Origin of the sequence: Pseudomonas sp. CJQ_9, from assembly GCF_043106615.1 — a bacterium.
In the GTDB taxonomy this organism is placed as follows: domain Bacteria; phylum Pseudomonadota; class Gammaproteobacteria; order Pseudomonadales; family Pseudomonadaceae; genus Aquipseudomonas; species Aquipseudomonas juntendi.
Genome location: NZ_JBICMS010000076.1, coordinates 21,928 through 41,287 on the forward strand (window position 1 = coordinate 21,928; position 19,360 = coordinate 41,287).

Genomic DNA, 19,360 nt, shown 5'->3' on the forward strand with positions numbered 1-19,360 from the left:
GCCCGCGAAGCGGTGAACGGTGGGTCAGCCGCCGGCCACGGCGGGCAGTACGGTCAGCTGGTCACCGGGGCGGATAGGCGTGGCCAGGCCGTCGGCGAAGCGGATGTCGTCGTCGTTGACGTAGATGTTGACGAAACGGTGCACCTGGTCGTCTTTCACCAAGCGGGCCTTGATGCCGGGGTAGCGGCTGTCCAGGTGCTCGATGATGTGGCGCACGGTACCGCCCTGGGCCTGGACCTGCTTCTGGCCGTCGGTGAGTGGGCGCAGCAGGGTGGGGACGATCACGGAAACCGACATGCTTTTCTCCTTGTGGTACATGTTGTGCCGGGGGTGCCGGCGAGGGTCAGGGCTGGACGCACAGGGGCTCTTCGAACACCCGTCCGTCGATGATGCGAAAACTGCGCGCGGCGTGCCGCACCTCGCCCCAGGTCGAGACGATCAGGTAATGCACCTGGGGGTCGCTGGCCAGGGCGATATCCTCGCGGCTTGGCCAGGCTTCGCTGGCGGTGTGCGAGTGGTAGATCACCCGGCAGTCTTCCTCGCGCTGATCCAGCTCACGCCAGACCTGCAACTGCTCGCGCGGATCGAAGCTGAACCAGGTGGGGCTGGCGGCCTGGTTGCGCATCGGTACCACCCTGTGTGCAAGCGGCTCGCCGCTGGCGGCGGCAATCAGCCCACAGGCCTCGATGGGATGCGCGGCCTGGGCCAGGTGCCTTACCTGTTCCAGGGCCTGAGCGGTGATGCGCAGAACCATGCGGGCGCCCTCAATAGCTCGGCAGGGCCGGTTCCACTTCGCGCACCCACGCCAGCACGCCGCCTTGCAGGTCACGCACCCTGCCGTGGCCGAGCCGTTGCAGGTCGCCGGCCACGGCTTTGGAGCGCATGCCCGACTTGCAGGTGATCACCAGATCGGTGTCGTGGCCGTAGCGCTCGACGATTTGCGTCGCCACCTGCGCAGACTTGGGCATGAGCACCGCGCCGTCGATGTGCACGATGTCCCATTCGGTCGGCTCGCGCACGTCGATGATCACCGGCGCGCGTCCGGCATCCTGCAGCGACTTGAGCTGCACCGCGCTGATCTGCGGCACGGGCGCAACATCACTGGCAGCGGGTCGGTCCAGCCCGCACAACGCCTGGTAGTCGCCCAGGGCGGTGACCGGCTGGCGCTGCGGCAAACGGCGCAAGGGCAGCTCGCGGTAGCTCATCTGCAACGCGTCGTAGACCATCAGGCGGCCCAGCAGTGGTTCGCCGATGCCGGTCAGCAGCTTGATCGCCTCGGTCGCCATGATCGAGGCGATGGCCGCGCACAGTACGCCCAGCACGCCACCTTCGGCGCAGGAAGGCGCCAGCTCCGGGGGCGGTGGCTCCGGGTAGAGGTCGCGGTAGTTCAGGCCGCGACTGCCCGGGGCATTCTCCCAGAACACCGACGCCTGGCCTTCGAAGCGGAAGATCGAGCCCCATACGTAGGGCTTGTCGGCCAGGATGCAGGCGTCGTTGACCAGGTAGCGGGTGGCGAAGTTGTCGGTGCCGTCGAGGATCAGGTCGTAGCCGCTGAACAGCTCCACGGCCATGTCCGCTTCCAGGCGTTCGGTATGGGTGTGCACCTTGACCAGGGGGTTGAGGCGGGCGATGGCCTGGCGAGCGCTTTCGGCCTTGAGTTCGTCGAGGGTGTCGACGCTGTGAATCACCTGGCGTTGCAGGTTGGACTCGTCGACCCGGTCGAAGTCGATCACGCCCAGGGTGCCGATGCCGGCTGCGGCGAGGTACAGCAGGGTCGGCGAACCCAGCCCGCCGGCGCCGATCACCAGCACCCTGGCGTTCTTCAGGCGGCGCTGGCCGAGTCCGCCGATGTCGGGAATCAACAGGTGACGGCTGTAGCGGTTCACTTCTTCGCGGCTGAGCTCGGCTGCGGGCTCGACCAGAGGCGGTAAGGTCATATCGCTTTCTTCCATTCAGTAGATACGAACTGGAACCATTTTCAATTGTGTGGGCCGCCGGTTCAATCCGCCGAGCGGCCCGATTCGTATGGCAAAGCGCGGTAAAACTATGGGTTTTGTCGGCGGGGCGGTGGCAGCGCGGAAAGGGGCTGCTTGGCAGCCCCCGGGGCTCAGGACTGGAACGTGGCCAAGTCCTCGCAGACGCTGGCGAAGGCGCTCAGAAAGCGTTCGGCTTCGTCGCGCGTGAGCACCAGCGGCGGCTGGATACGCATCACCCGGTTGTTGTTGGCGGTAACGAAGGTGAGCACGCCATGTTCCTCGGACAGCTTGGTCATGAAGCGCAGCACGAACATGTCTTCCAGGTTCTGCTCCAATGCCTGGGCGGCGGCCTCCAGGTGCGCGCGGGCAGCGCCCGACAGCATGCGGTAGGTGGCCATGGCCTGGCCCGGTATGCGCCCTGCCAGTTCCTTGACCAACGCCTGCACGCCGCCGCGCATGTCCTGGTGAAACTCGATCGCCAGCATCAGCCCGCGGCCGCGCACCGCCACCAGGAACGGGTAGCGGTCCACCAGGCGCTGCAAGCCGGCCTGCAGAAACGCTCCCACTTCGGCTGCATTGGCACACAGGCCGTCCTGCTCCAGCACATCCAGCGCCGCCAGGGCTGCGGCGGCAGCGAAGTTACCGCCACCGAAGGTAGAGGTGTGCAGGGCGAAGCTGTCGATATCGCCATAGGCACGTTCCCACACGGCGTCGCGCGACAACGTGGCACCGATTGGCACCAGGCCGCCGGACAGCGACTTGGAAAGCACCATGATGTCCGGCGCGGTATTGTCCCACTCACAAGCGAACAGCTTGCCGGTGCGGCCCAGGCCGGTTTGGATCTCGTCGAGTATCCACAGGCAGTCGAACTCATCGCACAGCGCACGAACCCCAGCCAGGTAGCCGGGCGGTGGCAGGATCACGCCGCCTTCGCCCTGGATCGGCTCGACGATGAAGGCAGCCACGTCGCCTTGCTCCAGGCGCCTGCGCAACGCGTGCAGGTCGCCGAAGGGCAGGCTGTCGCAGCGCGGCAGCAGGGGCTCGAAGGGGGTGCGGTGGTAGCCGGCAACGAAGTCGAGAAAGCGCCGGCCGTCCAGGTCGGTGAGCCAGCAGCCCTGGCCCTGGCTGAACACCCGCTCGATGTGGTTGAACCGGTAGAACTCGCGCAGCACCGGGTTGATGTGCTCGGCGAAGCTGTTGAGCACTTCGCGGCGCAAGGCCAGGGGCTCGTCGGTGGCGTCGCTGGCGCGTAGCGCACGGCGCGGGTGGTGGTGGCGGTGCAGGCGGTCGAAGGCCTCGCTGGCGAGCACTTCGCCGTCATGGCTCATGGGCGAAGGGCTGAAGCCGTGACGCTCGGCGATGCGGCCGATCTCCAGCACCTTGTGCACCGGCAACTCACGGCCCAGGGAGAATGGCTCGGCGCGGCCCTCCAGCGCCAGGATCATGGTTTCGGCCAAGCAGCCATTGAGGCTGCGCTTGGGCTCCAGGCCCAGGCTGCGCAGCCCCAGGTGCACGGCGGGGCTGGCGGAGACCAGGCCGGCGTCCACCAGCAGGATGTCGCGGCGCTGGTGGGGCACGTCCATCACGTCCTTGGGCAAGGCGGCATCCAGCACCACTGAGCCTGGCAGCAGCCGGCGTGGGTCGATCAGGCCGCCGCTGGAGGTGGCGGCTACATAGAAGCGCACCTGGGCGTAACAGTCTTCAAGGTTGTCGTGCAGGGTGACCTGGGCGTGGTACTGGCTGGGCAGGTATTCCAGGTGCGCCTGGGCCTGCTGGGCGTTGCCCCGGTGCACCAGGCGCAGCCGGCAGCCCTGTTCGGCCAGCAACCGCGCCACGGCCAGGGCGATCGACCCGGGGTAGCCGAGTACCGCCACCTCGGCGTCCGCTGCAGCGATGCCCAGCAGGCGCAGGCTGTCCATCAGGTTGGCGTAGGCGGCGAAGGCGGTCAGCGAGTTGCCGGTGGTAACGGCCACCTCAGCCTGCTGCATGGTCGCCACGCCGCGGTTGCCGACGATCGCGGTAAAACCGCCCAGGCCCACCAGTTCGGCGCCTTCGGCCTTGAGCGCGGCCACGCCCTGCAGCACCCGTTCGGCAATCGCGCGCGGCTGGCGCAGCATCTGCTCGGCGGTCAGCGGCATGAACTGCAGCATTCCCGAGCACTCGGCGCCACAGGCGCTGACGATGCGCCCGAAATCGATGAACGGCACCAGGTTGCGCTGCTGCCAGCGCTCGGCCTGGTAACCCCAGGCCTGTTCTTCCAGGGTGCGGTCGAGCATGTCCACCAGCTTGACCTGATGCAGCAGGCCAATGGAGGTGGGGTGGGCAATGAATCCGAATTTCATCAGCAGTTTTCCATGTTCAGGCGGCTCCAGGCGGTTTCCGAGACCAGGCTCAAGCCATCGCCCTCGGAGTTGTGGCCCAGCCATACGTCGAAGAAGTTCAGGCGCCCCGGCGCAGTCAGCGCCTGGCGCAGGGTGTCGGGGCAGAACTGCAGCAGGCGGGCGCGGCAGACACGCAGCGGGCCGAACGCGCGCTCTTCCCACAGCGGCCCCTCGGCCAGCGGCACGTTGACCTGGCTGGCGCCGTGGCAGGCATAGCGTTTGTCCAGGTAGGTCTGGATCATCGACAGCACGCCGTTGGCCAGGTACATCACCGTGACGTTGCGCTGGCCGGCATCGGCGCTGCTGGCCAGGCTCATCGCCAGGCGCTGCTCGATGTCCGGCACCAGGGCGCGGGCACCGTCGCCAATGAACGCCAGCACATGGCGTTCGTCGTTCAGGGCTATGTAGGGCAGCGACATCAGTGCATCGCCCATCAGCGCCCGGCCGTACCAACCGGAGAAGCCGGCGTCGGTACGGGGCAGGTTACGCAGGGCCGACAGGCTGCAACGGCCCACGTCGTAGACACCGGTGTAGCGGTAGCCGTCGCGCTCGATCAGCTCGCCAAGCAACTGGCCGAGGCGATGAAAGAAGTAATTCGGCGTCATCGGCAGGGTTTCGATCTGGTCGCTGGGCAGCGCCTCGCGGGTGCGCTGCAACCTTTGCAGCCGCTCGCGGCGGGTGCGCAGCAGCGCGGCCGGTACGGCCAGGCGCGGCTCCAGGTAGTCGAGCACCCTGTTCAGGGCCAGCGGCACTGGCAGCTCGCAAAACGGCGCGATATGGCCGGGCTGGTGGTTGACCTGGGCAATGTGGAACAGCCTCGGCAGGCGACCTTCCGAATAGGGCGTGGCGGACTGGTCGATCTTGCTTTTGACGAACATCAGCCAGGGTTTGCCCGGCTCGTTGTCGGTGCCTTCGAGAAACGCGTGCACGCGGCGGCTGAATCCGTACATCGACAGCGGCCCGAGGTAATTGGGCACCGGCTCCTGGTCCTGATAGGCGCATACGCTACCGGGCGCGACAATGCTGTCGGCCAGCGCGATGCCAGCGCGGCGCGCCAGTTCGACCACCCGCTGGCGCTCGTCGGCAGCCAGCCGCCCGCATTGCCAGAGCAGGCGTGAAGGCGTGTGGTTGATTACCTCCAGCAACTGCTCCAGCGCCGCCAACTCCGGTGCCGTAAGCGCCTGCTGCATGGCTGTGGCGGGCATGGGCGGGGGCGGGCCTTCCAGCTGCGCGCGGGATTCGAGCACCGCCTGGGTGGCGAACAGGAAAGTCGGCGCCGGGCGTTGGTCAAGGGCAGCGAAGGCCTGTTCGACACAGGCCGCGGCTTCATCCGGGCGGCGCACGAAGCGCTGCCACAGGCCGCGGGCGGCGATGACCTGATGGCCATCGTTGTCGGCGTCCAGGGTGCCCTGGAAGGCGAACCAGACCGACTCCGGGGAGTCGGCGCAGACCACCAGGCCCGGCGCACCGGCGCGCTTGAGGTTGGCCAGGGTGCCGCGCATCTCGTCAAGCATGCCCGAGGTCATCACGATCACGTAGGCCCGTTGGTACAGCTGCCAGCCGGCCAGGGCGCTGACCGCCAGGGCGTGCTCGTTGCAGGCGCTGTGGAAACCGCAGGCGGTTGGCCGCAGCAGCTCGCCCAGCGAGTCGAGCAGGCCGGCGACCATGGAGCCGGTGAAGAAATGGCAATCCCAGGCCTGGCCCCAGCGTTGGGTCATGCGCTGCTGGATGTCGCGGGCCAGGCTCACCGGCTCAGCCGATTGCAGGGTGGTGCGTGCCAGCAAGCGGTTGCAGTAGGCGTGCTCCAGGTGGTCGACGAACAGGCGCAGCAGGTCGGCGCGGCGCAGCGCCCGGTCTTCGTGGGGCACGCGCAGCAGGCGGTTGCCGCCCAGGCGGGTCAGCCAGTGCTGCAGGTGCTGCGCATGGCACAGCAGCACGGCGCTGCTGGGCGAGCGGCGGGCTTCGGGCTGGGTGTCGAGCAGGGCGCCCAAGGGGTCGTGCTCGGGTTGCGCTTGCAGGTCACGGGTGTCCAGCAGCACGTGGTCGCAGGGGCAGGCGGTGGCCAGCGCCGCCTGGGCCTGGGCAAGGTCGTCGAAGGCCAGCAGTTGCAGGGCCAGCGCACCTGGCTTGGCCTGTTGGCGCAGGTAGGCTTCGGCCTGGCCGGCGACCTGGCGGTACAGGCTCTGCAACTGGGCGTCGGGCCAGTGCTGGCTGGCGTGCGGGGTCTCATGCCCCAGCCAGTGGTTGAGCCGGTCGAGCACGGCGCTGACGTCGGCCCGTAGCGCCGGATCGCGGCTGATCAGGCAGATGCCGTAGCGGTGTGGCTTCATGGTTTGCCCTCAAGGGTGATGGAAGCGGTGCCTGGGGCGGCGTCGCCGGGGGTGCGCAACAAGGCGTCGGTGCTACGGGCGATGCTGTGGCGCACCCGCCACGCCAGCACCAGCGCCAGCGCCAGGCCCGCGCCCAGGCTGGCCAACAGGCCGCCATAGCCCAGGCGGTCGAGCAGCAGGCCGGCGAGCACCGGTGCGGCCAGACGGGTGACCACGAACAGGCTCGACTGCAGGCCATAGTCGCTGGCGCTGCGTTGCTGGCGGCTGAAGAACAGGGTCAGGCCGAACATCAGCGCCGACACCGCCCCCATGGCCAAGGCCAGCAGTAATGCACCGGCGATCAACCAGGGCTGGCCCAGCCGCAGCCACACCGCCAGGCCCAGCACCCCCAAGGCCAGCAGCGCCGCCAGCAGGTACAGGACAATCGCCCGTGCCGTGCCCAGCAGCGGAATCAGGCGCCCGCCCACCAGGCTGGCAAGTGCGCCCAGCGTGCCCCCGGCAATGCCCACCAGCCAGGCCACCTGCTCCAGGGCCATGCCCTGGTCGAGCAGCAGTGGTTTCAGGTACAGCCAGGCCGCCCCGATGAACGGGAAGGCGCTGAGCAGCAACCAGGTCCACTGGCGTGCCGCCGGCTGGCCGAAAAAGCCGGCCCAATCGGCCACCAGGCCCGGTGCCATGGCTGCCGGTGTGGGCACACTCGGCAGGCGCCTGGCTACGAGCAGCAGCGCCAGCACCCCCAGTGCCAATGCCGCGCCCATGATCACGAACGGCGCCTGCCAGCCCAGGCGCGACTGCACCAGCAACATCGCGCCGCCGCCCACGATCGCACCCACGAACAAGGCCGCGCCGCGGATGCTGCCGGCACGCACCTGTTCGTGGCGCGGCAGCCATTGCACCGCCAGGGCATTGAGCGGGATATCCATCCAGGTGGCAACGATGCTGATGGCGAAGGTCATGGCGAACAGCGCCAGGCGTTGTTCGATGAGGTTGTCGCGGGCGATCAGCGCGTACAGCACGATCAGCACGCCACCGAGCAACGCCAGCCAGCGCGGCAACGGCGAGCGCCCCAGGCGCACCCGCTGCACCGGCACGGCCATGAGGAACTTGAATACCGCCGGCAGCCCGGCCAGCTGGAACAGACCAATCTCGGTCCCGCTCCAGCCGTATTGGCGCATGACCAGCGGCAGGCCGAACATCAGGTAGATGCTCGGCACGGCCAAGGCCAGGTTGAGCCAGCCGAACAGCAGTTGTAGGGCGATGACAGGGGGGCGGGTCATGGTGTCACTCCTTGGCCTTGCGGGCGATCACGGCTGTTACCGGCGTTAGTGGGTAGCGCACGCCATCGACCTGCTCTACACCACGCCAGCCGCTGTCGCGCAGCAGTTGCGCCAGCTCGCCCTCGGCCAGTACGTGGCGGCCTTGCAGGCGCATGTGCAGGTAGTAGGGCAGCACCTGGGCCGCGACCTGACGGGCCCGGGGCACTTCAGCCTGGCAGCACACCAGCAGGCCATCGGGCGCGAGCGCCGCATGCAGGCGCTGCAAGGTGGCCGTCAGGTCGTCGACGAAGTGCAGCACCGACGAACACCAGATCAGGTCGTAGCCGCTGCCGATGTCTTCGCTGTTCAGGTCTGCGCCGCGCGCGCTCAGCCGGGCGCCCAGGCCGGCGGCGGCGATATTGTCGGCGGCCACCTGTGCCGTCTCGGGGTATTCGAGCACCACGCCGCTGAGCGCCGGCAGTTGCCGGGCCAGGGCGATGGCCACCAGGCCCGGCCCGCCGCCGAGGTCGAGCAGGCGTCGCAGGCGTGGGTACTCCGGCAGGCTGGCCAGCAAGGCACAGGCGCTGTCGCAGGTGACCGCTCGTTGTTCCTGGGCGATCTGCAAGCGGGCGGCATTGGCCCACCCCTGGTCGAGCTGGGCGGTACTCGGCGCCTGGCGCGGCATGCCCGTGCGCAGGTAGCCGGCCAGTTGTGCGCCGGTTTCCCGCAGCACGCGGTGGCGGAACATCAGGGCATCGCCGCAGTACTGGGCCGCGTCGCTGCGCAGGTGGCGGTCGGCCAGCGGGCTATTGCGGTAGCGCGTTGGGTGCTGAGCATGGCGTTCGAGCAGGTCCAGGCTCCACAGCAGTTCGAGGAAGTAGTCGGCGCTCTCGGCATGCCAGTCCAGGGCCTGCGCCACCTGGGCGGGGGCGAGGTATTGCTGCAGGTGATCGAACAGGCCGTGTGCCAGCGCCAGCTGCAAGGCGTCGGCCGCCAGCCCTCCCAGTTGCAGGTCCCAACAGGCTTGCAAGGGGTGGGTGGCGGTGGGGTGCAGGTTGCGGGGGCGGGGTGCAAGTCGGGTCACGGTAACTTCCTGTAGTTGTCGCGTGTGTGGCCGTTGCGGGCCCACGGATAAGGAACGAAACGGGGCATGGCCGAATCAGCTCAAAGGGTGGTATATATTAAATAAGAATCATTCACATAAAATATGCGAGCCGGAGCCGTTTCTATGCGGTGCGAAGGCCGCAGATCCTCAGGGATGTCTTCATGAACACGAGCAACGCCACCTGCCGCCTGGGCCTGGACCAGCCCCGGCACCGTTCGCTGAGCGCCGACGGGCGCCTGCGCCTGCAACTGGACGAAGCCTACGGGCAGTGCCACACCGACCTGCTGCAACTGGAGCAAGGCCTGTCGCTGGGGCGCCTGCATTACCACCCCACACGCCCGCTGGTAGAGGAGACCTGCGGGCCGCATGACGGCCACGTGATGGTGGTGACGGTGGGGCTGCAGGGAAAATCCGGCTTCATCGGCCAGGACGGCAGCACCCTGGCGTTCGAGGCGGGGCACACCACCATCACCGCCTTCCGTGCCACGCCTGGCGAGCGCCGTTACCAGGCCAATGAAACCGCTTCGCAACTGCGCGTGGTGATCGACCACGCGACGCTGTGCAAGTACGTGGGCGAGGCACGGGCCACTGAAGTGCTGGGCAGCGGCCGGTTGCACCGCCTGGATTACCGGCCCAGCTCCCAGGCCGCCCAAGCCCATGCCGCCGCACTGGTGCGCTACCTGCAACCGGGCGGTCTGGACCCGGCCCACCGGCTGGACCTGCATATCCACACCCTCAGCCTGCTGGCCGAGCAGTTCAACCTGCTGGCGCCGCCGCCCAGCACCGCCGCGGCCTTGAGTACCAGCGACGTGCAGCGTGTCGAGCGGGCGCGCAACCTGTTGTGCGAGCAACTGGACAAGCCGTTGACCGTGGATTACCTGGCCACGGCGGTGGGCATGAACGAACACAAGCTCAAGGAGGGGTTCCGTTACCTGTTCGACACCACACCGGCACGCATGCTGCTGGAGTTGCGCATGCGCAAGGCCATGACCTTGCTGGAGGCCGGGCAACAGGTGGCGCAGGCGGCGTGGCAGGTGGGGTACAAATACCCGAACAACTTCACCGTGGCGTTCACCCGCTATTTTGGGCGGTCACCAAAGTCGATCTTCGGGCGCAAGCGCTGAGCCCGGTCAGGGCGCCGCTGCAGGCCATGGCGTGGGTCGCAGCGGCGCGCCACCCGCTATAGCTCGAAGCTGATCCTCATCCCCACCTCGCGTGGCGGGCTGTACACGGTCACAGCGCCATTGAGCAGCCCCTGGGCGTCGTAGCGCTTGTCCAGCAGGTTGTCGACATAGGTGCTGACGGTGTACTGCCCGAAGCGGTAGCCAGCGCTCAGGTCCACCAGGCCGTAGCCGGGGCGCCGATAGGTATTGGCAGCGTCCAGATACACCTTGCCCACCGCACTCAGCGCGCCCTGTACGTACCAGCCGGCATCGGCGTCGTAACGCAGGCCCAGGTGGCCGGTGAAGTCCGGGGCGAACGGGTTGCGGTTATCCTCGTAGTCGTTGCTCCGTTCGCGGAACCGCTCGAAGCGGGTGCGGTTCAGCCCCAGCGCCGCAGTGAGGGTCCAGCGTTCGCCCAGCAGGTATTCCAGGTCCAGGTCCAGGCCGGTGGAGGTCGCCGCCGCCGCATTGGTGATGTACACCAGCCCCTGCTGCACCAGTTGCTGCACCTGCATGTCACGCACCTGCATGCGGTACAGCGCCGCCGAGTAGCGCAGGCGCTGGTCCGCGGTCAGGCCCTTCAGGCCCACCTCAACGCTGCGCACCTGCTCCGGGTCGTACGCGGGGTTGCCGGCGCTGCTGGCGAAGGCATTGAAGCCGCCCGCACGCATGCCCTGGCTGTAGCTGACATAGGCCTGGGCATCGTCGCCCAGCGCATACTGCAATGCCACCTTGGGGGTGAAGTGCTGCCAACTGTCTGACTGGTTGCGGTTGCCTGCCGGGTCGATCCAGGCACGTGCGTACTCATAGCGGCCACCCAAGGTCAACGACCAGGCCCCGGACAGCGGCTGCAGCCATTGGCCGAACAGCGCGGCGGTATTGCCACCCAGGCCGGCCTGGGTGCGGCTGAGCCCCATCGGCAGTTTCTGCTGGTAATCCAGGTCGTGGTCTTCACGGTCGGCATACGCGCCCAGCAGCCAGCGGCTTTGCCCGTGGCTGCCACTCAGGCGCAGTTCCTGGCTCAGGGTTTCGAAGTGGTAGTCGCGGGCCAGGTGCATGAGGTCGCTTGGCTGGAAGTCGGTGTCCTGGCGTAGACGGTCGTCGAACACGCTGCGTGCGGTGATCGAGCGCAGTTCCAGGTCGCCGCCCAGTTGCCGGCGCAGGTCCAGCGACCAGGTGTCGCCGCTGGAGTGGTTACGCCCGGCCAGCCCGGAATTCACTGCCCGGTCGCGGCCCGTGCGGCTGCCCCATTGCGCGGCCTGGTCGCGGTATTTCAGGGTGCTGTAGCGCAGGGTCGCGTCGGTGAGCGCGTCCGGCGTCCAGCGCAGGGTCAGGCGGCCGCTCTGGCGCTCGCGGTCGTCGGCTTTGCCACCGGCGAAGTCATCGTCCAGGTAGCCGTCCTGGCTTGTCCATTGGCCGGCGGCGCCTGCATACAGGGTGCCTTCTATCAGCGCGGTGCTCAGGTCGGCGCTGACCAGGCGCTTGTCACGGCTGCCCAGCCCGGTTTCCACCCGGGCGTAGTCGGCCTCGCCCGGCTGGCGCGTGAACACGCTGAGCACGCCAGCCTCGGCGTTGCGACCGTACAGTGCCGATTGCGGACCGCGCAGGATCTCCACGCGCTCGACGCCCACCAGGTCATTGTCGAAGCCTTGGCCGCGCAACACCGGCACGCCGTCGACCAGCATCAGAAGCGAGTTGGAGAAGGCCGTGGCATTGGAGGTCAGGCCGCGCACCACTGGCAGTTGCGTGCCTGACTGGCCAAAGGGCTGGAAGGTGAACCCCGGGGTGCGCCGCACCAGTTGTTCCAGCGAGTCCACTGGCGTGGCCTGCAGGGTCCTGGCGTCGATCACCGAGAGGCTGGCAGGCAACTGGTCGCGGGCTTGTTCAAGCTTGTCGCTGGCCACCACCGTGTCTTCCAGCACCAGCCGTTCGCTCCCACTCGTCGGCGTGATACCGCCTGCGACCACAAGCCCTGTGAAAACCCCCACCAGCGTTGTTCTGGCCATGCCCGTTCCTCGATATCGGCAACGCGCACCCCGCACGGGCACGCAACGGCCGGCATTGTAGCTTCTGATCGAGAATCATTCGCGTATGTAGTCCTATGCGCCAGCGAAGGTTTTCTATGCGTGGCCTCGGGATGGAGCACCACCAGCACCAGACTTTTGTTCCGCAGCATGAAACCAGTTTCGGTTGTGTGCCACGGCAGGCCGGGTTTAGCTGGCAGCCAGCACGACCTGCCTCACCCGTCGTGACCTCAAGGCGAACAACAAGAACGGGAAACCACCCGCACAAGGAGACTGCACATGTCCCGACATCAGCACATCCTGGCCTGGCTGAACGATGTGGCCAGCGACCTGCACGCGATCCGCCATGATATTCACGCCCACCCGGAACTGGGCTTCGAAGAAAACCGCACCTCAGCGCTGGTCGCCCGCCACCTGGAACAATGGGGCTACGAGGTGCATACCGGCATCGGCAAGACGGGCGTGGTGGGCGTGCTGCGCAATGGCAGCAGCCAGCGCCGCCTGGGCTTGCGTGCCGACATGGACGCGTTGCCCATTCATGAGACCACCGGTGCCGCCTACAGCAGCCAGCACCAGGGTTGCATGCACGCCTGCGGCCACGATGGGCATACCACCATGCTGCTCGGTGCCGCCCGCTACCTGGCCGCCACCCGGCAGTTCGACGGCACACTGACGCTGATATTCCAGCCGGCAGAAGAGGGGCAGGGTGGTGCCGAGGCGATGCTGGCCGATGGCTTGCTGACGCGTTTTCCCTGCGATGCATTGTTCGGCATGCACAACATGCCAGGGTTGCCCGCGGGGCAGTTGGGCTTGCGGGAAGGGCCGATGATGGCTTCGCAAGATCTGCTCACCGTGACCCTGGATGGGGTGGGGGGCCACGGCTCCATGCCGCACCTGACGGTTGACCCGCTGGTCGCCGCCGCCAGTGTGGTAATGGCATTGCAAACCGTAGTGGCACGCAATATCGATGCCCAGGAGGCAGCGGTGGTGACGGTGGGTGCCCTGCAGGCCGGCGAAGCGGCCAACGTGATCCCGCAACAGGCACTGCTGCGCCTGAGCCTGCGGGCACTGGATGCTGAAGTACGGGCGCAGACCCTGCAGCGGGTGCGGGCGATCATCACCCACCAGGCTGAAAGCTTCGGCTGCCGCGCCAGCATCGAACACCGCCCGGCGTACCCGGTGCTGGTGAACCACCCGGCAGAAAACGCCTTCGCTACCCAGGTAGCCGTGGAGTTGCTGGGCGCCGACGCGGTGGATGCCAACACCCGCAAGCTAATGGGCAGCGAGGATTTTGCCTGGATGCTGCAACGCTGCCCGGGTGCCTACCTGTTCATCGGCAACGGCGTCGCGGGGCCGATGGTGCACAACCCCGGCTACGACTTCAACGACGACATCCTGCTGACCGGCGCTGCCTACTGGGGCGCGCTGGCAGAGCGCTGGCTAGCACCTGCCTGATCCTGCCGTTTTTACCGACTGCCGCTGGAACCCGGGTGCGACCGTGCCCGGGCGATCACCCAATCACCGTGTGGAGTGTTCCCTATGCAGACTTCGAGTAATGGCGTGTCACGCACCCGCCAAGTGGTGGCTGCCGTCATCGGCAACGCCCTGGAATGGTATGACTTTATCGTGTATGGCTTTCTGGCCAGCATCATCGCCCGGCAATTCTTCCCCTCCGACGATGAATACGCCTCGCTGCTGATGGCCCTGGCCACCTTCGGTGTCGGCTTTTTCATGCGCCCGGTGGGCGGTGTGTTGCTGGGCATGTACGCCGACCGCAAGGGGCGCAAGGCGGCGATGCAGCTGATCATCCGCCTGATGACCGTGTCGATCGCCATGATCGCCTTTGCCCCCGACTACCTGGCCATTGGCATGGCCGCGCCGCTGTTGATCGTGGTGGCGCGCATGCTGCAGGGCTTTGCCACGGGCGGTGAGTACGCCAGCGCCACGGCATTCCTGGTGGAGAGTGCCCCGGCCCACCGCAAGGGCCTGTACGGCTCCTGGCAACTGGTGGGGCAATGCCTGGCGGTGTTCGGCGGTGCGGCGATGGTGGCACTGGTGACCCATCTGTGCTCGCCTGCGGCGCTGGACAGCTGGGGCTGGCGTATCCCGTTCGTGCTGGGCCTGTTGATCGGCCCGGTAGGGCTGTGGATTCGCAAGCACATGGAAGAGCCCGAGGCGTTCATCGAGGCCCGCCGCCAGGCCAAGGGTCGCTCGCCCAGCCTGCCGCAGGTGCTGCGTGAACACCGGCGCAGCCTGCTGGTGGCCATGGGCCTGGCTTCTGGCGCCACAGTGTCCTTCTATGTGGTGCTGGTGAACATGCCGACGTTTGCCCACAAAAGCCTGGGCCTGCCGTTGGACCAGGTGCTGCTGGTGCAGATGCTCGCGGTGGGCCTGATGACGGTGGTCATTCCACTGGCCGGGGCGCTGTCGGACCGTTTTGGGCGGCGGTCGGTGCTGATGGCCTTCACCCTGGCATTCTTCGTGATGGTCTACCCGCTGTATGTCTGGGTCGCCGCGGCGCCATCCCTGGACCGCCTGCTGGTCATGCAATTGCTGCTGTGCACGGCCATCGGCGGCTTCTTCGGCCCGGCGCCGACTGCCCTGGCCGAGCAGTTCCCGGTCGAGGTGCGTTCCACCGGCGTGTCGGTGGCCTATAACGTGGCGGTCATGGTATTCGGTGGCTTTGCCCCGTTGATCGTGACCTGGCTGACCCAGGCGCTGGGAACCCCGGTGGCGCCATCGTTCTATGTACTGTTTGCCTGCCTGCTGACCTTGTTGGCTACCTACTGCCTGAAAGACCTACCCCGGGCGCGCAACCGGGCCGCCTTCAACCTTGGAGTGAAACCGTGAAGCCGCTTGTCATAGACCCCATTGTCGCACTCGGCGCCGAAGCCTTGTCCCAGGCCATACACGCCCGCCAGCTGTCCTGTCGCGAGGTGATGCAGGCCTACCTGGTGCACATCGAGCGGTGCAACCCACGGGTCAATGCGCTGGTCTCGCTACGCCCGGCCGCGGCGCTGCTGGCCGAGGCCGACCAACGTGACCGCGAACTGGCCCGCGGCCATTCACGCGGCTGGATGCATGGCATGCCCCAGGCCATCAAGGACCTGGCCGCCACGGCCGGGCTGCGTACCACACTGGGTTCGCCGCTGTTCGCCGACCAGGTTCCCCAGCACGACGCGATCAGTGTGGCGCGGGTGCGGGCAAGTGGCGCCTTGATCGTGGGCAAAAGCAACGTGCCCGAGTTCGGCCTGGGGTCGCAGAGCTACAACACCTTGTTCGGCACTACCACCAATGCCTACGACCCGACACGGGTGGCGGGGGGCAGCAGCGGTGGCGCGGCGGCGGCACTGGCCATGCGCCTGCTGCCGGTGGCCGACGGCAGCGACATGATGGGCTCGTTGCGCAACCCAGCGGCGTTCAACAACGTGTTCGGCCTGCGCCCATCCCAGGGGCGGGTGCCCCACGGCCCGGCGCCGGAATTGTTCGTGCAGCAGTTGGCCACCGAGGGGCCGATGGGCCGCAGCGTGACCGATGTGGCCCGGCTGTTGTCGGTTCAGGCCGGGGCAGATGCGCGGGCACCGCTGGCGCTGAGCGAAGGCCGGCGCGATTTCGCCGCCGGCTTGCAGCGCGATCTGCGCGGGGTACGGGTGGGCTGGCTGGGGGACTACAACGGCTACTTGCCGATGGATGATGGGGTGATGAGCCTGTGCGAATCGGCCTTGGCCGACTTCGCCGAGCTGGGCTGCCGGGTCGAGGCCTGCCAACCGGCATTCGACCTGGCTCGCTTGTGGCAGTGCTGGCTCACGCACCGCCACTTCCTGGTGCATGGCAACCTCAGCGCAGCCTATGCCGACCCGGCCCGGCGCACACTGCTCAAGCCCGAAGCACAGTGGGAGGTGGAAGGCGGCTTGCAGTTGAGTGCCGCAGCGCTGTACCAGGCTTCGCTGGACCGCAGTGACTGGTACCGCGCCATGGCTGAGCTGTTCGAGCATTACGATTTCCTGCTGCTGCCATCGGCCCAGGTGTTCCCTTTCGATGCAGGCCTGCCATGGCCGCAGGTGGTAGGCGGGCGGCCCATGGATACCTACCACCGCTGGATGGAAGTGGTGATCGGGCCGACCCTGGCCGGCTTGCCGAGCATGAGCGTGCCGATCGGTTTCAACCCTGGCGGCTTGCCCATGGGCTTGCAGATCATTGGCCCGGCCCAGGCAGACCATGCCGTGTTGCAGTTGGCCTATGCCCATGAACAACTCACCGGCTGGGTGCAACGTTGCCCGCCGCCCAGCCTGCAGGCGCCATGAGGTGCTGGCCAGGCGCGCTTTTTGCTGGCTATGCTGACCATCTGGCAACCAGGAGGTCATCCCCATGGGCATCACGGCAGAAGGTGGCGGCGTGCGTTCGGTGGAGCGGGCGCTGGCCATCGTCGACCTGCTGGGCGAGCACCAGGCACTGGGCCTTGAAGAGCTGCATTACCTGACCACACTGCCCAAGGCCACGGTGTCGCGCATGCTTGCTACCTTGCAGGTGCAAGGCTGGGTTTATCGCGGCCTCAGCGACCGGCGCTATCGGCTGTGCTCGCGGCGCTTGTACGGTGACCGCCAGTTGCGCTTCAAGCGGCGCCTGGTGGAAAGCGCCGCGCCGATGCTGCTGGAGTTGAGCGAACGTACCGGGTTGGTGGTGGACCTGTCGTGTTTCGATGGTCAGCGGCTGGAGGTCATGGAAAGCGCCATTCCGCAGACCCTGCGCAAGCGTTACCCGCATACCTGCCAGATCGTCGGCCATCATGCCAGCCTGTTCCATTCGGCGATGGGCCGCGCCTGCCTGGGTGAGCTGGGGCTGGAGGAGGTACAACGCCTGGCAGCCGATGCGCGGCTGGGGGACGATGCGTTGCTGCGCGATATCGAAGAAGAGGCACACAAAGGTTTCGGCCAGCGCACCGAGGGCCACTGGGAGTACCCGGTACGCCTGCCGCACCTGATTCGCGCCATTGCCTTGCCCGTGCATGCCGAAGGCCGCCTGGCCGGGAGCATCGCCTTGCACTGGCCATTGGACCAGGCGCCTGTCGAGCGGGTACTGAGCCTGCACCTGAGCAGCCTGGCGAGCACGGTTGGCGAGGTGCAGCGGGCGTTGGCCTGAGGCTGGCGGTGGTGCTTTCGCAGCCTAAGGCCGCTCTTGATGCCTGATGCTGTTTACTTGAGGGTGATGCCACACTGATTGGGGCTGCTGCGCAGCCCATCGCAGGCAAGCCAGCTCCCACAGGTACAGCGCACACTTCAAGCATTGCACCGTCCTGTGGGAGATTCTATGGTTTCTGGCAATGACATCAGGGTTGCCAGTTGCTCGCCACAGCATCTGGCAGCCCTGAGGCGATCCCTGTGGGAGCTGGCTTGCCTGCGATGGGTCGCAGAGCGGCCCCAACTGCTCAAGTGGATAGCTGGGGTAGCCCTTCATCGGTGCCTGTGCAACTGCCTAGCGCTCCAGGCTGTACATCCGGCATTCCGCCAGCAAGGCCAGCAGGTTCGGCTCCCGCTCCCGCGCCTTCAGAAACACCACGCCAATATGCTGCTGCAAACGGTACTGCGGCTGCAGGGCTATCAGCCTGACGCGGTTTTCGTAGACGGCCGCGATGCGCCCCGGCAGCAGGGCAAAGCCCACGCCCGAGCTAACCATGCTCAGCAGGGTGAAGATGTCGTTGACCTGCATGGCCACCTTTGGCTCGAAGCCGGCTTGCTGGAAGACCCGGGCGCCATCGCGGTGTGTGGCAAAACCTTGGGTCAGGGTGATGAAGGTGGAGTCGGCGAGGTCGGCCAGGTCCACCTCGGCCTGCTCGGCGAAGGGGGAGTCGGTGGGTACGGCGAGGAAGATGTCGTCGGAAAACAGCGGCAGTTGTTCGCAGGCCGGGTCGCTGACGCTCTCGTCCAGGGAGACGAGAATGGCCTCCAGTTCATGGTTTTTCAGGCGCTGCAGCAGGTCGAGGTTGGAGCCCAGGGTCAGGTCGATGTTCAGTTCGCTGCGCCGCAGCTTAAGCCCCATCACCAGCTTGGGCACGGTTTTTACCGTTAGCGAGTACAGCGCGCCCAGGCGAAAGCGCTCAGCGTAGAAGCCAGCAGCTTCGCGGGTCTGGCGCACCATCTGCTCGGCGTCCTGGATCAGCAGGCGGGCTTTCTTTTCCAGTACGTAGGCGCTTTCCAGCGGAATCAGCTGCCGGCCTTCGTGCTTGAAAAGGGCGCAGCGCAGGGCGCTTTCCAGCGAGTGGATGGCACGGTGCACGCTGACCGAACTGGTGCACAGTTCGGCGGCAGCGCGGCTGAGGTTGCCGCTGCGCATGAAGGCGAGGAAGGTTTCCAGCTTTTTCAGGGTGAGTTCTTCGTCGATCAGCATGGGGTGGCCTGGGCAGCGCGGTGGTTGGGATGGCTAGGGCTTCAATGGTGCAGTCGAGGATCAAGCGCTCTGGCGTTGCTCGACCAATGCCCACAACTGGGTATCGTTGAAATCAGCGATGACCAGCTGTGCGCCCGCTGCCCGCAACCGCTCAGGTGTTTGCGTGGTGGCTACGCCGACGGTAAAGATACCGGCCGCAGTGGCTGCAGCCACCCCCGGCAAGGAGTCCTCGAAAGCCAGGGCCTGCCCGGCCGCGGCGCCCAGCCGCTGCAGCCCTGTAAGGTAGGGCAGCGGGTCGGGTTTGGGCCGGGCCAGCTCGTCGGCCACGACCACATGCTCGAAGCGCTGGGCCAAGCCCATGGCAGCGAGCATGTGCTCGGCATTGAGCCGCGGCGCGTTGGTGACCACGCACATGCCGATGGCGTGGGCCTGGGCATGTTCCAGCAGCCGCAGCAGGCCTGGCATGGGCTGCAACGCCGGCGACATCTCCCGGAACAAGGCTTCCTTGCGGTCGGCCAGCCTCGCGCACTGTTCGGTACTGGCGCCGGGGAACAGTTCGGCGAACAGCTCGCCATTGGCCCTGCCGCTGACCTGGGCCTCGAATTGGGCCTGGCTCAGCTCGCGGCCGTCATGGTCACGCAGCAGTTGGCGAAAGGCCTGCAAGTGCAGGCTGTCGGTGTCGGTAAGGGTTCCGTCGAGGTCGAACAGCAGGGCGGTGAGCATGGGGTATCCCGTTCAGAA

Annotated in this window: 15 protein-coding genes; 5 read left to right on the forward strand and 10 right to left on the reverse strand. The window is 67.0% G+C overall.

All coding sequences use genetic code 11. The features are described 5' to 3' along the window. Positions 1–24 precede the first annotated feature (24 nt). From ACF8SD_RS15100 to ACF8SD_RS15130, 7 genes are all read right to left on the reverse strand, one after another. Complete coding sequence (locus ACF8SD_RS15100) at positions 25–297, reverse strand: MoaD/ThiS family protein (protein WP_173888998.1); 273 nt, start codon at positions 295–297, stop codon at positions 25–27. 46 nt (positions 298–343) lie between these two features. Next, positions 344–754 (reverse strand): Mov34/MPN/PAD-1 family protein, encoded by a 411-nt coding sequence (locus ACF8SD_RS15105; protein ID WP_173889000.1) that lies wholly within the window; start codon positions 752–754, stop codon positions 344–346. 10 nt (positions 755–764) lie between these two features. After that, positions 765–1,937, reverse strand: a complete 1,173-nt coding sequence (gene moeB / locus ACF8SD_RS15110; RefSeq protein WP_392484641.1) for a molybdopterin-synthase adenylyltransferase MoeB — start codon at positions 1,935–1,937, stop codon at positions 765–767. Positions 1,938–2,107: 170 nt separating this feature from the next. Next, positions 2,108–4,318 (reverse strand): aminotransferase class III-fold pyridoxal phosphate-dependent enzyme, encoded by a 2,211-nt coding sequence (locus tag ACF8SD_RS15115; RefSeq protein WP_392484642.1) that lies wholly within the window; start codon positions 4,316–4,318, stop codon positions 2,108–2,110. After that, on the reverse strand, positions 4,318–6,687 hold the full coding sequence (locus ACF8SD_RS15120) for a thiamine pyrophosphate-binding protein (RefSeq protein ID WP_173889006.1): 2,370 nt from the start codon (positions 6,685–6,687) through the stop codon (positions 4,318–4,320). The genes ACF8SD_RS15115 and ACF8SD_RS15120 overlap by 1 nt, the downstream gene beginning before the upstream one ends. After that, the gene (locus ACF8SD_RS15125; protein WP_392484643.1) at positions 6,684–7,964 is read right to left on the reverse strand and encodes an MFS transporter; all 1,281 of its coding nucleotides are present in this window, start codon (positions 7,962–7,964) and stop codon (positions 6,684–6,686) included. Before ACF8SD_RS15125 ends, ACF8SD_RS15120 begins: the two co-directional genes overlap by 4 nt. 4 nt (positions 7,965–7,968) lie before the next feature. Next, positions 7,969–9,027 carry a class I SAM-dependent methyltransferase gene (locus tag ACF8SD_RS15130; protein WP_392484644.1) on the reverse strand — a complete coding sequence of 353 codons (1,059 nt, stop codon included), beginning with the start codon at positions 9,025–9,027 and terminating at the stop codon, positions 7,969–7,971. A 182-nt stretch (positions 9,028–9,209) separates the two neighbouring features. Here ACF8SD_RS15130 and ACF8SD_RS15135 point away from each other — a divergent pair, with 182 nt between their 5' ends. Next, positions 9,210–10,172, forward strand: coding sequence for an AraC family transcriptional regulator (locus ACF8SD_RS15135; RefSeq protein WP_173889012.1), 963 nt, complete (start codon positions 9,210–9,212; stop codon positions 10,170–10,172). Between the two features lie 56 nt (positions 10,173–10,228). Here the strand turns inward: ACF8SD_RS15135 and ACF8SD_RS15140 are convergent, their stop codons facing one another. Next, positions 10,229–12,217 (reverse strand): TonB-dependent receptor, encoded by a 1,989-nt coding sequence (locus ACF8SD_RS15140; protein WP_392484645.1) that lies wholly within the window; start codon positions 12,215–12,217, stop codon positions 10,229–10,231. 297 nt (positions 12,218–12,514) lie between these two features. Here ACF8SD_RS15140 and ACF8SD_RS15145 point away from each other — a divergent pair, with 297 nt between their 5' ends. The 4 genes from ACF8SD_RS15145 to ACF8SD_RS15160 all read left to right on the forward strand — a co-directional run bounded on the left by ACF8SD_RS15145 (position 12,515) and on the right by ACF8SD_RS15160 (position 17,374). Further along, positions 12,515–13,690 carry a M20 aminoacylase family protein gene (locus ACF8SD_RS15145; RefSeq protein ID WP_392484646.1) on the forward strand — a complete coding sequence of 392 codons (1,176 nt, stop codon included), beginning with the start codon at positions 12,515–12,517 and terminating at the stop codon, positions 13,688–13,690. Positions 13,691–13,774: 84 nt separating this feature from the next. Continuing rightward, a complete protein-coding gene (locus tag ACF8SD_RS15150) occupies positions 13,775–15,085 on the forward strand; it encodes a citrate-proton symporter (RefSeq protein ID WP_173889017.1) in 1,311 nt (436 codons plus the stop codon). Further along, positions 15,082–16,539, forward strand: a complete 1,458-nt coding sequence (locus ACF8SD_RS15155) for an amidase (protein ID WP_392484647.1) — start codon at positions 15,082–15,084, stop codon at positions 16,537–16,539. The genes ACF8SD_RS15150 and ACF8SD_RS15155 overlap by 4 nt, the downstream gene beginning before the upstream one ends. Positions 16,540–16,603: 64 nt before the next feature. Beyond that, positions 16,604–17,374, forward strand: coding sequence for an IclR family transcriptional regulator (locus ACF8SD_RS15160; RefSeq protein WP_392484648.1), 771 nt, complete (start codon positions 16,604–16,606; stop codon positions 17,372–17,374). 333 nt (positions 17,375–17,707) lie between these two features. Here ACF8SD_RS15160 and ACF8SD_RS15165 read toward each other — a convergent pair whose 3' ends face one another. Both ACF8SD_RS15165 and ACF8SD_RS15170 read right to left on the reverse strand, forming a co-directional pair. Continuing rightward, the gene (locus tag ACF8SD_RS15165; protein WP_009682715.1) at positions 17,708–18,619 is read right to left on the reverse strand and encodes a LysR substrate-binding domain-containing protein; all 912 of its coding nucleotides are present in this window, start codon (positions 18,617–18,619) and stop codon (positions 17,708–17,710) included. A 60-nt stretch (positions 18,620–18,679) separates the two neighbouring features. After that, a complete protein-coding gene (locus tag ACF8SD_RS15170; protein WP_392484649.1) occupies positions 18,680–19,342 on the reverse strand; it encodes an HAD family hydrolase in 663 nt (220 codons plus the stop codon). Positions 19,343–19,360 lie beyond the last annotated feature (18 nt).

What these genes read in the sequence shown, in the direction of transcription:
- ACF8SD_RS15100 (WP_173888998.1), bottom strand. Translation starts at nt 297, where the DNA reads ATGTCGGTTTCCGTGATCGTCCCCACCCTGCTGCGCCCACTCACCGAC.
- ACF8SD_RS15105 (WP_173889000.1), bottom strand. Translation starts at nt 754, where the DNA reads ATGGTTCTGCGCATCACCGCTCAGGCCCTGGAACAGGTAAGGCACCTG.
- moeB (WP_392484641.1), bottom strand. Translation starts at nt 1,937, where the DNA reads ATGACCTTACCGCCTCTGGTCGAGCCCGCAGCCGAGCTCAGCCGCGAA.
- ACF8SD_RS15115 (WP_392484642.1), bottom strand. Translation starts at nt 4,318, where the DNA reads ATGAAATTCGGATTCATTGCCCACCCCACCTCCATTGGCCTGCTGCAT.
- ACF8SD_RS15120 (WP_173889006.1), bottom strand. Translation starts at nt 6,687, where the DNA reads ATGAAGCCACACCGCTACGGCATCTGCCTGATCAGCCGCGATCCGGCG.
- ACF8SD_RS15125 (WP_392484643.1), bottom strand. Translation starts at nt 7,964, where the DNA reads ATGACCCGCCCCCCTGTCATCGCCCTACAACTGCTGTTCGGCTGGCTC.
- ACF8SD_RS15135 (WP_173889012.1), top strand. Translation starts at nt 9,210, where the DNA reads ATGAACACGAGCAACGCCACCTGCCGCCTGGGCCTGGACCAGCCCCGG.
- ACF8SD_RS15140 (WP_392484645.1), bottom strand. Translation starts at nt 12,217, where the DNA reads ATGGCCAGAACAACGCTGGTGGGGGTTTTCACAGGGCTTGTGGTCGCA.
- ACF8SD_RS15145 (WP_392484646.1), top strand. Translation starts at nt 12,515, where the DNA reads ATGTCCCGACATCAGCACATCCTGGCCTGGCTGAACGATGTGGCCAGC.
- ACF8SD_RS15150 (WP_173889017.1), top strand. Translation starts at nt 13,775, where the DNA reads ATGCAGACTTCGAGTAATGGCGTGTCACGCACCCGCCAAGTGGTGGCT.
- ACF8SD_RS15160 (WP_392484648.1), top strand. Translation starts at nt 16,604, where the DNA reads ATGGGCATCACGGCAGAAGGTGGCGGCGTGCGTTCGGTGGAGCGGGCG.
- ACF8SD_RS15165 (WP_009682715.1), bottom strand. Translation starts at nt 18,619, where the DNA reads ATGCTGATCGACGAAGAACTCACCCTGAAAAAGCTGGAAACCTTCCTC.
- ACF8SD_RS15170 (WP_392484649.1), bottom strand. Translation starts at nt 19,342, where the DNA reads ATGCTCACCGCCCTGCTGTTCGACCTCGACGGAACCCTTACCGACACC.